Source organism: Allobosea sp., from assembly GCF_017308075.1.
Classification (GTDB): Bacteria; Pseudomonadota; Alphaproteobacteria; order Rhizobiales; family Beijerinckiaceae; genus Allobosea.
Window position 1 is genome coordinate 149,290 of record NZ_JAFKFX010000025.1, and the last position, 13,310, is coordinate 162,599.

General features: G+C 70.0%; 11 protein-coding genes. 5 read left to right on the forward strand and 6 right to left on the reverse strand.

Translation table 11 applies throughout. From position 1 onward, the window contains the following. Positions 1-48: 48 nt before the first annotated feature. From acs to tsaD, 5 genes are all read right to left on the reverse strand, one after another. Positions 49-2,001: an acetate--CoA ligase gene (gene acs, locus J0J10_RS06235; protein ID WP_291642120.1), complete on the reverse strand. Its 1,953-nt coding sequence runs from the start codon at positions 1,999-2,001 to the stop codon at positions 49-51. 264 nt (positions 2,002-2,265) lie between these two features. Then, on the reverse strand, positions 2,266-2,676 hold the full coding sequence (locus J0J10_RS06240) for an EVE domain-containing protein (RefSeq protein WP_291645738.1): 411 nt from the start codon (positions 2,674-2,676) through the stop codon (positions 2,266-2,268). Then, complete coding sequence (locus J0J10_RS06245) at positions 2,676-3,008, reverse strand: hypothetical protein (protein WP_291642124.1); 333 nt, start codon at positions 3,006-3,008, stop codon at positions 2,676-2,678. The genes J0J10_RS06240 and J0J10_RS06245 overlap by 1 nt, the downstream gene beginning before the upstream one ends. Positions 3,009-3,037: 29 nt before the next feature. After that, positions 3,038-4,033, reverse strand: a complete 996-nt coding sequence (locus J0J10_RS06250; protein WP_291645739.1) for an NAD(P)H-dependent glycerol-3-phosphate dehydrogenase — start codon at positions 4,031-4,033, stop codon at positions 3,038-3,040. Then, complete coding sequence (tsaD, locus tag J0J10_RS06255) at positions 4,033-5,076, reverse strand: tRNA (adenosine(37)-N6)-threonylcarbamoyltransferase complex transferase subunit TsaD (RefSeq protein WP_291645740.1); 1,044 nt, start codon at positions 5,074-5,076, stop codon at positions 4,033-4,035. The genes J0J10_RS06250 and tsaD overlap by 1 nt, the downstream gene beginning before the upstream one ends. A gap of 158 nt (positions 5,077-5,234) precedes the next feature. On the opposite strand from tsaD, the gene hemC reads away from it, so the two are divergent. The 5 genes from hemC to rpoH all read left to right on the forward strand — a co-directional run bounded on the left by hemC (position 5,235) and on the right by rpoH (position 12,235). Further along, positions 5,235-6,194 carry a hydroxymethylbilane synthase gene (hemC, locus tag J0J10_RS06260; RefSeq protein WP_291645741.1) on the forward strand — a complete coding sequence of 320 codons (960 nt, stop codon included), beginning with the start codon at positions 5,235-5,237 and terminating at the stop codon, positions 6,192-6,194. Positions 6,195-6,226: 32 nt separating this feature from the next. Further along, positions 6,227-8,242 (forward strand): uroporphyrinogen-III synthase, encoded by a 2,016-nt coding sequence (locus tag J0J10_RS06265; RefSeq protein WP_291645742.1) that lies wholly within the window; start codon positions 6,227-6,229, stop codon positions 8,240-8,242. 10 nt (positions 8,243-8,252) lie between these two features. After that, positions 8,253-9,938: a heme biosynthesis protein HemY gene (locus J0J10_RS06270; RefSeq protein WP_291645743.1), complete on the forward strand. Its 1,686-nt coding sequence runs from the start codon at positions 8,253-8,255 to the stop codon at positions 9,936-9,938. 165 nt (positions 9,939-10,103) lie between these two features. Next, positions 10,104-11,132 (forward strand): RluA family pseudouridine synthase, encoded by a 1,029-nt coding sequence (locus tag J0J10_RS06275; protein WP_291645744.1) that lies wholly within the window; start codon positions 10,104-10,106, stop codon positions 11,130-11,132. Positions 11,133-11,338: 206 nt separating this feature from the next. After that, on the forward strand, positions 11,339-12,235 hold the full coding sequence (rpoH, locus tag J0J10_RS06280) for an RNA polymerase sigma factor RpoH (RefSeq protein ID WP_291642136.1): 897 nt from the start codon (positions 11,339-11,341) through the stop codon (positions 12,233-12,235). Here rpoH and J0J10_RS06285 read toward each other — a convergent pair. Further along, positions 12,229-13,293 (reverse strand): DUF2125 domain-containing protein, encoded by a 1,065-nt coding sequence (locus J0J10_RS06285; protein ID WP_291645745.1) that lies wholly within the window; start codon positions 13,291-13,293, stop codon positions 12,229-12,231. The two genes, rpoH and J0J10_RS06285, sit on opposite strands and share 7 nt — an antisense overlap. Positions 13,294-13,310: the final 17 nt, after the last annotated feature.

A 13,310-nucleotide genomic window follows, 5' to 3' on the forward strand; every position in this document is an offset into this window, starting at 1 on the left:
GAAAATGGCCGGATCGGATCCGGCCATTTTCCGTGTCGTTTTCGGGACTCAGCCCGCCTTGCGCTTGTTCTGGCGGTTGGCGATCAGGTCTTCGACCACGGCCGGATCGGCCAGCGTCGAGGTATCGCCCAGCGCCCCGAACTCGTCCTCGGCGATCTTACGCAGGATGCGGCGCATGATCTTGCCGGAGCGGGTCTTGGGCAGGCCCGGCGAGAACTGGATCAGGTCCGGCGACGCGATCGGGCCGATCTCGTTGCGGACATAGGTGACCAGCTCCTTCTTCAGGTCCGCCGTAGGCTCCTCGCCCGCCATCAGCGTGACATAGGCGTAGATGCCCTGCCCCTTGATGTCGTGAGGATAGCCGACCACCGCGGCCTCCGAGACCTTGGGATGCGCGACCAGCGCCGACTCGACTTCGGCCGTGCCCATGCGGTGGCCGGAGACGTTGATCACGTCGTCGACGCGCCCAGTGATCCAGTAATAGCCGTCAGCATCGCGCCGGCAGCCATCGCCGGTGAAGTACCTGTTCGGATAGGTCGCGAAATAGGTTTCCTCGAAGCGCTTATGGTCGCCATAGACCGTGCGCATCTGGCCCGGCCAGCTCTCGGAGATGACGAGGTTGCCCTCGGCCGCCCCCTCGAGGACCTTGCCCTCGGCGTCGACGATCTCGGGCTTGACGCCGAAGAAGGGCCGGGTCGCCGAGCCGGGCTTCAGCCGGGTCGCGCCGGGCAGCGGCGAGATCAGGATGCCGCCGGTCTCGGTCTGCCACCAGGTGTCGACGATCGGGCAACGGCGCTCGCCGACGACGCGGTGATACCATTCCCAGGCTTCCGGATTGATCGGCTCGCCGACCGAGCCGAGCAGGCGCAGCGACTTGCGCTTGGTCTTGGTCACGGCCTCCTCGCCGGCGCCCATCAGCGAACGGATCGCGGTCGGTGCGGTGTAGAAGGTGTTGACCTTGTGCTTGTCGATCACCTCCCAGAAGCGGGAGATGGTCGGATAGGTCGGGATGCCCTCGAACATCAGCGTCGTCGCGCCATTGGCGAGCGGCCCGTAGAGAATGTAGCTGTGGCCGGTGACCCAGCCGACATCGGCGGTGCACCAGTAGATGTCGCCGTCGTGGTAGTCGAAGACGTATTGATGCGTCATCGCGGTATAGACGAGGTAGCCGCCGGTGGTGTGCAGCACCCCCTTCGGCTTGCCGGTCGAGCCGGACGTGTAGAGCAGGAAGAGCGGATCCTCCGCCTTGACCTCGACCGGCGGGCAATGGCCGGAGACCTTCGCCGCCTCGTCATGATACCAGACGTCGCGGCCATCCTGCATGGTGACGTTGCCACCGGTACGCTTGACGACGATGACCGTCGCGATGCCGCCCTTCACCTTGGGGTCGGCGGCATCGACATTCTTCTTCAGCGGAACGGTGCGGCCGCCGCGCAGACCCTCATCGGCGGTGATCACGATCTTCGAATCGGAGTCCTCGATCCGGCTGGCGAGCGAGTCCGGCGAGAAGCCGCCGAACACCACCGAATGCATCGCCCCGATGCGCGCGCAGGCCAGCATCGCATAGGCCGCCTCCGGGATCATCGGCAGATAGATGGTGACGCGGTCGCCCTTCTTGACGCCTTGGGCCTTCAGCACGTTCGCGAACTTGCAGACCTCGGTGTAGAGCTGCCCGTAGCTGATCTTCTTCGACTCCGAGGGGTCGTCGCCCTCCCAGATGATCGCGGTCTGCTTCGCCCGCGTCGGCAGATGCCGGTCGATGCAGTTATAGGCGACGTTGGTGGTGCCGTCCTCATACCATTTGATCGAGACCTTGCCCGGCTTGTAGCTGACGTTGCGGACCTTGGTATAGGGCTTGAACCAGTCGATGCGCTTGCCCTGCTCGCCCCAGAACTTGTCGGGATCCTTGATCGAGGCCGCGTACATCTTCTTGTACTTGGCGTCGTTCAGATAGGCCTTCTTGGCCCAGGTCGCCGGCACATCGTAGATCATCTCGGTCATATCAGACATCTCCCCAGACTTCGGCCGTCGGCGTGAGCCGGAGGCGGCTCTGGGCGGCATGGCGCCGTCGTCGCGATCCGACGCGGCTTCGTTCAAGTTCATCACATCATAAGACGCAAGCCATCGGCGACAAGCGCCGGCGGCTCGCACTTTCGTTGCTGCGACTTTCGGCGGGGGAGCGAGCTCCGCCGCTGCGCCCGGGTCGCTCCGGATACGCCGTCGCGTGCCCTGCCGGCCTCCCGGTGGACGCACGCGGAAACGGTCTCAGAGCCCGCCCATCCTGCAGACGATCGCCCATTCCTCGTCGGTCACGGGCTGCACCGACAGGCGGAAGGAGGTGACCAGCGACATCTTGGCGAGGCTCGGCTCGGCCTTCACCGCGGCGAGCGTCACCGGCTTGGGCAAGGGCTTCACCGCCTTGAAATCGACCAGCACCCAGGGCGGGCCCGCTTCGCTCCAGGGATAGTGCTCCTTGATGACCTCGACGATGCCGACCACCGCGAGCCCTTCATTGGAATGGTAGAAGAAGACCTGCTCGCCCTTCTTCATCGCCATCAGGTTGAGCTTGGCGGTGTGGTTCTTCACCCCGTCCCAGCGCGTGCCCTCGGCCCCGGCCTTGACCTGGTCCTCCCAGGACCAGACCGAGGGTTCCGATTTGATCAGCCAGTGAGCCATCAGGCGTCGTCCTCTTCTTCCTTCAAAGGCGCCGGCGGCCGCGAGGCGGCCTCGCCCTGCTCGTTCCAGAACCGCACCATCTCGCGGGTCAGCGCGGCGTAGTCCTGCGGGCTGAGCTCGATCCTGGTCTCGCCCTCGCCGAAGGGCAGGATCAGCACGAAGCGATGCGTGTCCTCGCGGCGGCGGCGGCGCAGTTCGATCACCCGCCCGGCGATCCGCCCGGCCAGAGGCACGGGCTGGCTCTCGGCCACCAGCTCCGCGCCGGTGGTCTTGCGTACCTCGGCGATGCCGCGGGCCACGCGTTTCGTCAGGTCGGACCAGTCATTGGCCATTATTCGCTCCCCGCCCGGTTCCAGCCGTTTCAGTTTTCGGAACGGATCGGCCGCGCCAGCAGCCCGGCGACCGCCTCGCGGACCCCGATCTTTCCGGCGATGATCGCCGCGACCGCTTCCGCGATCGGCGTCTCGATTCCTCGCGCCCGCGCCATCTCCGCCAGGATCGCCGCCGTGAAGGCGCCTTCGGCGAGCTTGCCGCCGGCTGCCTCGGCCGGCGTGCTGCCCTGCCCCAGCGCCAGCCCATAGGCAAAATTGCGCGATTGTGCCGAGGCACAGGAGAGCACGACGTCGCCCAGGCCCGAAAGCCCCATCAGCGTCTCCGACTGCGCCCCGAAGGCCTCGCCGAAACGGCGCAGCTCGGAAAAGCCGCGCGCCACCAGCGCCGCCCGGGCGCTCTCGCCATAACCGAGCCCGATCGCGATGCCCGCAGCGATGGCGAGCACGTTCTTGGCGGCGCCGCCGATCTCGACGCCGCGCGGGTCGTTGCTGTGATAGATGCGCAGCGAAGACGAACTCAGCACCTCGGCGAGCTTCTGCGCCAGCACGGGCTCGCTCGCCGCCAGGGTCAGCGCCGTCGGCAGGCCGCGGGCGATGTCGACGGCGAAGCTCGGGCCCGACAGGATCGCCGGCACCGCGCCCGGCCAGAGCTCGGCGATGATCTGCGTGGTGAACAGGCCGCTCTTCTGCTCGATGCCCTTGGCGGCCGAGATCGCCGGCAACCCGGAAGGCAAGGCTTGCGCGAGGCTCGTGCAGACCGGCCGCAGCGACTGGGTCGGCACCGCCAGGATCAGCGCCTGCGCCGCGGCCAGCGCCGTCAGCTCGGCGGCCGGCTCGACGGCCTCCGGCAGGATCGCGCCCGGCAGGCGCGGCACTTCGCGGCGTGCGCGCATCGCCGCGACCGCCTCGCCGTCGCGGGCCCAAAGGATCACGCGCCGTCCGGCCCGTGCCGCCGCCAAGGCAAGCGCCGCGCCGAAGGCGCCGCCACCGACGACGCCGATCGTGGCGAACCGATCCGCTGCCATCACACGGCGGCCTTGAGCTCGTCGAGCGGCCAGCGCGGCCGGGCGACCGCGCTCATATCGTCGATCATGCCGAGCCGCAGCCGCTCCAGCCCGGCCCAGGCGATCATCGCGCCATTATCGCCGCAGAGCGCCAGCGGCGGCGCGACCATCGGCAGCCCGGCCTCGGTGGCAAGCCGCATCAGCCCGGAACGGATCGTCTGGTTGGCGGCGACGCCGCCGGCGACGACGAGCGTCGACGGGCTGATCCCGGCCTCGCGGCAGGCGCGCAGCCCGGCCCGGGTCCGGTCGACCAGAACATCGACAACCGCGGCCTGGAAGGAGGCGCAGAGATCGGCGACATCGCGATCGGAAAGCGGCGCGATCCGCTCCGCCAGCAGCCGCACCGCCGTCTTCAGGCCCGACAGCGAGAAATCCGGCTTGGGTCGCCCGGTCATCGGCCGCGGGAACTCGAAACGCTCGGAATCGCCCTTGAGTGCCTCGCGCTCGACCGAGGGGCCGCCGGGATAGGGCAGGCCCAGCATCTTGGCGATCTTGTCGAAGGCTTCGCCGACCGCGTCGTCGATGGTCGTGCCCAGCCGAAGGTAGTCGCCGACGCCGCGCACGGCGAGCAATTGCGTGTGCCCGCCGGAAACCAGCAGCAGCAGATAGGGGAAGGCGACATCGTCGGTCAGCCGCGCGGTCAGGGCATGGCCCTCGAGATGGTTGACCGCGATGAAGGGCTTGCCGGTCACCAGAGCGATCGCCTTGGCGCTGGTCAGGCCGACCATCACGCCGCCGACCAATCCCGGCCCGGCCGCCGCCGCGACCGCGTCGATCTCCGAGGCCTTGAGCCCGGCATTTTCGAAGGCGCGCGCGACGATCCGGTCGATTGCCTCGACATGGGCGCGTGCCGCGATCTCCGGAACGACCCCGCCATAGGCGGCATGCGCCGCGATCTGGCTCAGGATCTCGTTGGACAAAATCTTGGCCGCGCCGCCGCGCTCGACGCCGACGATCGCGGCGGCGGTCTCGTCGCAGGTGGTCTCTATGCCCAGAACTCGCATGGCCGGTCGGTCGGAAAGCTCGCTGGTTTAAGGTCCCGGCAGCGGGGTGGCTGACAGGTGCGCGGTTTCGCGCGGGGATTTCCTTCGTATAGTGCTGCAGAAAGAGAAGGCCAATGGCGCGCGGGACGTTGCGCCGGGAAACGGAGAATTTGCGCCGAATGAGCGAACAGCCCACCCCCCCGCGGCAGCAGCGCCTGCCCGGCCGCTTCGTCATCGGTACGCGCGCCAGCCCGCTCGCCATGGCGCAGGCCCGGGAATTCGCCGGCCGGCTGATGGAGGCCCATGGCTGGGCCGCCGAGGACCTGCCCTTCGACCCGATCGTCACCACCGGCGATTCGATCCAGAATCGCTCGCTCGCCGCGGCCGGCGGCAAGGGATTGTTCACCAAGGAACTCGATGTCGCCCAGCTCGCCGGGATGATCGATTTCGCCGTGCACTCCTCCAAGGACCTGCAGACCGAGCTGCCGCCCGGCCTCGTGGTCGGCGGCTATCTGCCGCGCGAGGATGCGCGCGACGTGCTGATCTCACGCGGCATCTCCCGCCTCGCCGACCTGCCGCAGGGCGCCGTGATCGGCTCGGCCTCGCTGCGCCGGCAGGCGATGCTGCGCCGAATCCGGCCCGATCTGAAGGTCGTTCTGCTGCGCGGCAATGTCGCGCGGCGCATGGAGAAGGTCGCCAGCGGCGAGATCGACGCGACGCTGCTGGCGCTCGCCGGGCTGCGCCGGCTCGGCCTCGAGGACAAGGCGAGCGGCATCCTGTCCATCGCGGAATCGCTACCGGCGGTCGGCCAGGGCGCGATCGGCATCGTGATCCGCGAGGACGACGCCGCCGCGATCGCGGCACTCGCCCCGGTGATCTGCCGTGAAACCGGGATCGCGGTCACGGCCGAGCGCGCCTTCCTGGCCGAGGTCGACGGCTCCTGCCGCATGCCGATCGCCGGCCATGCCGTCGTCGACGGCGAACGCGTGCATCTGCGCGCCCAGCTGCTCTCGCCCGACGGCTCGCAATGCGCCGAGGGTGAGCGCCATGGTTCCGTCACGGAAGCCGCGCAACTGGGAGCCGATCTCGGGCGCGAATTGCGCGCCCGCGCCCCGGCCGGCATCTACGATCCGGCCTGAGCCTCTACGACCGGCCGAAACGAGGAGACGACATGCGCGTTCTGGTGTTGAGACCGCAGCCCGATGCCGAGCGCACCGCCAAGGTGCTGCGCGAGCGCGGCCAGGAGCCGGTCCTGGCGCCGCTCTTCAGCATCGTCCCAGGCGCGGAGCCGGCACCGAAAGGCCCGTTCGACGCGATCGTGCTGACCAGCGCCAACGCCGTTCCGGCGCTGGAGCAGTTGCCGAAGGCCTGGCGCAAGGCGCTTCCTGCATTCTGTGTCGGCAGCCGCACCGCCGATGCGGCCGGGGAACTCGGCTTCGCGACCCGCAACGCCAAGGGCAACCGCGCCGATCTCCTCGCTTTGATCTCCAGCCAATTGCCGGCGCCGAAGAAGCTGCTCTTCGTCGCCGGGCAGGACCGCCATGACGATCTGCCGGAGCAATTGCGCGCCGCCGGCCATGAGGTCGCGATCTGGACGGCCTATGAGGCCAGGGCGGTCGAGAGCCTGCCCGAGGCCGCCGTCGAGGCCCTGCGCCGCCGCGAGGTCGATGCCGCCCTGCATTATTCTCCGCGCAGCGCCCAGACTTTCCTTTCGCTGGCCGGCGCTGCCGGCCTGACCGAGCAGGCGCTCGCCTTGCCTCAGGTCGCGCTTTCGGCCGAGATCGCCGCACCGCTGATCGGCGCCGGCGCCGGCACCGTGCTGGTCGCCGAGCATGCCGAGGAGGCCGCTCTGCTCGCCGCACTCGACCAACTGCCGGCTCGCATTCTGCTCGATGGCGGTGCTAGAGAGGAAACGGCGGCGGCCGAACCGGCTGCCGAGACGGAAAAGGATGCCATGAGCGAGCCGAGCAGCGAACAGAGCCCGGCCGCAAAGCGTCGCAGCCGCTCGGGCCGCACCCCGCCGACCATCGAATTGCAGCCGCAGGGCGAACCGACCGCCGAGGTCTCCCCCGAAGCCGCGACGCCTGAGCCGGAGTCCGCCGCGAGCCCCGCCGCCGAAACCGAGCGCGCCGCCGAGGCCGTATTGCCCAGCGAGGCCCTCCCCCGCGAGTTCGAGCCGCCCCCGCCTCCCCTGCCTGAGCGCCGCCCCGGCCTGCCGGCGCTTGCTCTCGCCGGACTGATCGGCGGCGCGGTCGGCGCCGGGCTGGTGCTGCTCGGCCTCAAGCTCGCCGGCCCCGACGACGCCGCCCGCCTCGCCGAGTTGAACCGTCGGATCGAGGCGCTGCAGGCCCAGAGCGCCGCCTTGCCCAGCCGCGCCGCACTCGAGGCGATCGAGCGCAAGGCCAGCGCCGCCGCCGACAGCGCGGCCAAGGCCGACGCCGTGGCGCAGAGCAATGCGAGCCGCCTCGCCGAGCTCGCCAAGGCCGCCCCCGCGGTCGCGGCGGGCGACGCCGCCGCCCTGGCCCAGGTCACCGAAAAGCTCAGCCAGGCCGACAGCAACGCCGCCGCCGCCCGCACTGCCGCAACCGAACTCGAGCGCCGCCTCGGCGAGACCGGGCAACGCCTCGCCGCTGTCGAGACCACCGCCAAGAACGCTCTGGTGCCGAGCCGGCAGGCACTCGCCGCCACCCGCATCGTCCTCGCCGAGCGCGTGCGCGACGCGATCGCCGTCGGCCGGCCATTCCAGCAGGACGTCGCCGCGCTCGCAGCAGGCGGCATCCCGGCCGCCGAGCTGACCGCACTCGATACGGTCGCCGCCAAGGGCGCCTCGACCGGCGACGCCCTGCTCGCCCAGTTCCGCAGCCACCGCGCATTGTTTGCCCGCGAGAGCGCCCCGCCGGCCAGCAGCTGGGAGGACAAGCTGCTCGGGCTCGCCAGCCGGATCGTCACCATCCGCCCGGTCGGCGACACCGGCGCGAACGATCCGGCGACGCTGCCGATCCGGCTGGAGAACGCTCTGGTGCAGAACGACATCGCCACTGCGGCGGCGCTCTGGGCGCAGCTGCCGGAGCCGGCCCGCCGCCCCAGCGAGGCGTTCGGGACGGCGCTCAAGCAACGTGCGGCAGCCGAGGCCGCCATCGCCGCGATCGCGCGCAATGCGGTCGCCGCCCTGGGTTCGGCAGGCTGAGGAAGGCTCCATGGTTCGCGTACTGACCTATCTCCTCGTCATCGCCGCGCTGGCAGCCGGCGCCGTCTGGCTCGCCGACCGCCCGGGCGAGGTCTCGGTGCTCTGGCAGGGCTACCGGATCGAGACCAGCGTCGCGATCGCCGCGATCGGCGTCATCTTGCTCGCCTTCCTGGCCTTGGTCGTCTGGGCGGTGCTGCGCTTCGTGCTCGGCCTGCCCTCGGCCTTCAGCTTCGCCTCACGGTCGCGCCGCCGGGCGCGCGGCTTCGAGGCGGTATCCCGCGGCATGGTCGCGATCGGCGCCGGCGATCCCATCGCCGCCGGCCGCCACGCCCATGACGCCCGCAAATTCGCGGCCGAGGAGCCGCTGACCCTGCTGCTCGAGGCCCAGACCGCCCAGCTCACCGGCGATCGCGGCCGCGCCGAGGCCGCCTTCAAGGCGATGCTCGACAAGCCCGAGACCCGGGTGCTCGGCCTGCGCGGCCTGTTCGTCGAGGCGCGCCGCCGCGGCGACATGGCTGCGGCCCGCGCCTTCGCCGACGAGGCGGTGCGCCGCTCGCCCTCGCTCGCCTGGGCCAATGATGCCCTGCTCGATTTCCACACCAGCGCCGGCGACTGGCAGGCGGCGCGCACCGCCGTCGAGCGCCGAGCCGCGCTGCGCCTCGCCGACAAGGCCGAGGCCAAGCGCCAGCGCGCCGTTCTGCTCGCCGCCGAGGCGCTCGAAGCCAAGGGCCGCGAACCCGAGAAGGCGCTCGCCGCCGCACTCGAAGCCGCCAAGCTCGCCCCGGGGCTGACCCCGGCGGCGGCCCTGGCCGGGCGCATGCTCTCCGAGCGCGGCGACGTCAAGAAGGCGGCGAGGCTGCTCGAAGCCGCCTGGAAGGAAGCTTCCCACCCCGATATCGCCGCCGCCTATCTCGATGTCCGCCCCGGCGACAGCGCCCGCGATCGCCTCGCCCGCGCCGAGACGCTGACCCGGCTGCGTCCCTCCGACCCGGAGGGCGTGCTGGCGCTCGCCGGCGCGGCGATCCACGCCCAGGACTTCGGGAAGGCGCGCGCGGCGCTGAAGCCGCTGCTCGCCGGTGGCGCCTCGGTCCGGGTCTGCCTGCTGATGGCCGAGCTCGAAGAGGCCGAGCACGGCGCCGCCGGGCGCGTCCGCGAATGGCTCGCTCGTGCCACCCGTGCCCCGCGCGACGCGGCCTGGGTCGCCGATGGACTGGTCTCCGACCATTGGCTGCCGGTTTCGCCGATCTCCGGCCGCCTCGATGCCTTCGTCTGGACGATGCCGCCGGTGACGCTCGGCCGCCCCGCCGCCGATCTCGACGACGTGCTCGCCGATCTCGACGAGTCCGCGCCGCTCCTCGAAGGACGTGTCGAAACCGCGACGCCGGAGCCCGCCGCCGCGATCGTCGAGGCCGTTCCGGCCGCCACCGTGGCCGAGACGGTCACACCCACCCCGACGCCTGCCGCTGTGGAGACCCGAGCCGAATCTACGCCGGAAGCCAAGCCCGAACCCGTTGCCAAGCCGAAGCCCGAACCGGCGGCTACCGCGCCCGCCGAGGCGGCTCCGAGCCCCGCCAAGCCAGCCGGACAGGCCCGGCCATCGCCGGTGGTCTTCCCGGTCGCCCACGCTCCCGACGATCCGGGACCGGAACAGGCAAAGCCGGAAGAACCGAAGGGCCGCTTCCGCCTCTTCGGCTGACGCAATTCGGCGTCCTTCCTCGGCCAGAGCGCCATGACGAGCCGGCCACCTCCTGACGGGAGGGGGCCGACTCGCGCCTCGCGCGGCCCGAGCTGCCGATTAAGGCCCGCACATGATCTGTGATCTTTGGGTGCGATTTTCTTCCCTTGCGCCTATAGACGGGACATGAACGCGCCCAACCCCACTGATGTCCCGACTGAACTCGTCATTGCCGCCGAGCATGCCGGCCTGCGCCTCGACAAAGCGCTGGCGCTGCTCGCCGGCGAGATTTCCCGTGCCCGGCTGCAGCAGGTGATCAAGGAGGGCGGCGTCAGCATCGACGGCGCCGTGATCGCCGACCCCAGCCGCAAGGTCGCCGAGGGACAGAAGCTCACTCTGGTGATGCCCGAGGCCAAGCCCGCCGCGCCGGTCGGCCAGGCGATCCCGCTCGACGTCGTCTTCGAGGACGAGCACCTGATCGTCATCGACAAGCCCGCCGGCCTCGTCGTCCACCCCGCCGGCGGCCATGAGGACGGCACGCTGGTCAATGCGCTGATCGCCCATTGCGGCGCGAGCCTCTCCGGCATTGGCGGCGTGCGCCGACCCGGCATCGTCCACCGCCTCGACAAGGACACCAGCGGCCTGCTCGTCGTCGCTAAGCACGACAAGGCGCATCAGGGGCTGGCCAAGCAATTCGCCGATCACGGCCGCACGGGGCCGCTCGAACGGGCCTACCTGGCCCTGGTCTGGGGAGCGCCGCGCCGCCATAGCGGCACGATCGACGCACCGATCGAACGCTCCAACCGCAATCGCGAGAAGATGATGGTGGTCGGCGAAGGCCGGGGCCGCGAGGCCATCACCCATATCGAATTGATCGAGCGCTATCCGCCCTTGCTGCGCGGCCATGAGGAGGTCGAAGCACTGGCGAGCCTGGTCGAATGCCAGCTCGAGACCGGCCGCACCCACCAGATCCGCGTCCATATGAGCCATATCGGCCACCCCCTGCTCGGCGACCAGCTCTATGGCTCGGGCTTCATGACCAAGGCCAGCCGCCTGCCGGAAGGCGCACGCGCCGCGCTCACCGCTCTCGGCCGCCAGGCTCTGCATGCGCGCCTGCTCGGTTTTGCGCATCCGGTCACCCGCGAGGAGCTGCATTTCGAGTCGGAACCACCGGACGACTTTGCACGTTTGCAAAGAGAACTCGCGATCCTGTGACGGTTTTTTGCTGCGCCGCCCACTTTCGGTCACTCTCGCATTGAATATACTGCACTGCGAAGCGGATGGCTGAAGGGGCGCCGCTGGGAGCGCTACCCGCGAATTGACGACGGTCTTCGTCGAGGCAGCGCGCCGCACAATCCTGCCCGATGGATCATCGGGTGGTCGGCTCGCCGCTGTGCGGGAGCCTGGAGAGGAGTACGAGCATGGCGATTGCGTCGCTGCCCGTCATGTCCGCCGAGGGCGGACTTTCACGCTATCTGGAAGAGATCCGTCGGTTCCCGATGCTGGAACCGAACGAGGAATTCATGCTGGCCAAGCGCTGGCGCGAGCATGGCGACCGCGACGCGGCGCACAAGCTCGTCACCTCGCATCTGCGCCTCGTCGCCAAGATCGCCATGGGCTATCGCGGCTACGGGCTGCCGATCGGCGAGGTCGTGTCCGAGGGCAATGTCGGCCTGATGCAGGCGGTCAAGCGCTTCGAGCCCGACAAGGGCTTCCGGCTCGCGACCTATGCGATGTGGTGGATCAAGGCCTCGATCCAGGAATATATCCTGCGTTCCTGGTCGCTGGTGAAGATGGGTACCACCGCCAACCAGAAGAAGCTGTTCTTCAACCTGCGCAAGGCCAAGAGCAAGATCTCGGCGCTCGGCGACGGCGATCTGCGGCCCGACCAGGTCAAGAGCATCGCCACCAAGCTCGGCGTCGGCGAACAGGACGTCGTCGACATGAATCGTCGCCTCGGCGGCGACGCCTCGCTCAACACGCCGCTGCGCGAGGATGGCGAGGGTGAATGGCAGGACTGGCTGGTCGACGACAGCGAGAGCCAGGAGAACCGGCTCGCCGAATCCGAGGAAAGCGACAATCGCCATTCGGCGCTGCGCGAGGCCTTGAACGTCCTCAACCCGCGCGAGCGCCGCATCTTCGAGGCGCGCCGCCTCGCCGAGGACCCGATCACCCTCGAGCAGCTCTCGGAGGAGTTCGGCGTCTCGCGCGAGCGCGTCCGTCAGATCGAGGTCCGTGCCTTCGAGAAGGTGCAGGAGGCGGTCAAGAAGGCGCTGGTGCGGATCGAGGCGCCGCGCGCCGCGATCGGCGCTCAGTAGAGCGGCCGCAGCGGTTGCAGGGGCAGCCGCACCGGCCCGAGAAAGACCCTGCCCTCGCGCAGGACGACCGGCGGCAGCGGCGTGAGCCCTGCCGCCGCATTGCTTTGCGCCGCATTGGCCCGCCCGCCCAGCAGCGCGCCGAGCCCCGCGGTCAGCCCCCCGACCCTGATGCCGGCGACGCGCTCGATCCCGGCGACCGCGGCATCGACCTGCCCGGCCGGCCGATGCGCCTCGTCGAGCCCGAGCCGGCCGGAAGCCTCGAACCGGGCCGTGCCTTTGAGCAGGCTAAGCCGCGTGATCTCGATCCCGCCATTGGCCGTGCGCCAGCTTTCCAGCGCATCGGGATTGAAGCCGCGCCGAAAAGCGTAGGATTGCAAGACGGTCGCCTGCACGTCGAGATCGCTCGGTGCGGCATCGCCGAGCAGGGCATCGAGCACCGGCAAGACCGCTCCCTTCGTGCTCAGCGCGACATCGACCGCCTGCTGACTGGCATAATTCTGCTGGTTCGGCCGCAGATGCGCCTCGAACAGCGCCGAGCGCAGCGTTTCGCTACGCAGGCCGCCGCTCTCGTCCGGAGTGCGCAGCGTCGCGACCGGGTCGTGCACGACGAGCGAAATGCGCTCGAAACCGGTCGTGGTCAGGCGCAGGCTGGCCTCGAGCGCGCTCCAGTTGAGATCGGCGTTCTGCCTGGCCGGGAGAGTCGCGGTCAGCGGCCCGGTGGCTTGCAGGATCAGATGCCCCGGCGCGGTCGCCTGGGCTACGGCGACGGCGGGGCCGGTCTCGACCTTAACCTCGTCGCCCCAGCGCGAGGAGACCAGCGTCACGCCGGCGCAGCGCAGCTCGATCCGGAACGGGTAGCCGCCGATGCTGCGATCGCGGCAGGTCCAGTTGCGACCGGCAGCCGCCTCGCGCGCGATTCCCGCGTCGAGATGCTGCTCGACCTTGCCACGCGCCATCACCCAGAGCCCCGACCAGCCCGCGGCGAGGATGGCGAGCAGGACGAAGGGAGCATAGAGCCAGAAACGGCTGTTCCGTCGCGCGGTGATGTCGGCAGGCATGCGCGGTCGCTCCCTTG

Bases quoted from the DNA above. Each gene is read 5' to 3' on its own strand.
- J0J10_RS06285 (WP_291645745.1), bottom strand. From the start codon at position 13,293: ATGCCTGCCGACATCACCGCGCGACGGAACAGCCGTTTCTGGCTCTAT.
- hemC (WP_291645741.1), top strand. From the start codon at position 5,235: ATGAGCGAACAGCCCACCCCCCCGCGGCAGCAGCGCCTGCCCGGCCGC.
- J0J10_RS06250 (WP_291645739.1), bottom strand. From the start codon at position 4,033: ATGGCAGCGGATCGGTTCGCCACGATCGGCGTCGTCGGTGGCGGCGCC.
- J0J10_RS06270 (WP_291645743.1), top strand. From the start codon at position 8,253: ATGGTTCGCGTACTGACCTATCTCCTCGTCATCGCCGCGCTGGCAGCC.
- J0J10_RS06265 (WP_291645742.1), top strand. From the start codon at position 6,227: ATGCGCGTTCTGGTGTTGAGACCGCAGCCCGATGCCGAGCGCACCGCC.
- J0J10_RS06245 (WP_291642124.1), bottom strand. From the start codon at position 3,008: ATGGCCAATGACTGGTCCGACCTGACGAAACGCGTGGCCCGCGGCATC.
- tsaD (WP_291645740.1), bottom strand. From the start codon at position 5,076: ATGCGAGTTCTGGGCATAGAGACCACCTGCGACGAGACCGCCGCCGCG.
- acs (WP_291642120.1), bottom strand. From the start codon at position 2,001: ATGACCGAGATGATCTACGATGTGCCGGCGACCTGGGCCAAGAAGGCC.
- J0J10_RS06275 (WP_291645744.1), top strand. From the start codon at position 10,104: ATGAACGCGCCCAACCCCACTGATGTCCCGACTGAACTCGTCATTGCC.
- rpoH (WP_291642136.1), top strand. From the start codon at position 11,339: ATGGCGATTGCGTCGCTGCCCGTCATGTCCGCCGAGGGCGGACTTTCA.
- J0J10_RS06240 (WP_291645738.1), bottom strand. From the start codon at position 2,676: ATGGCTCACTGGCTGATCAAATCGGAACCCTCGGTCTGGTCCTGGGAG.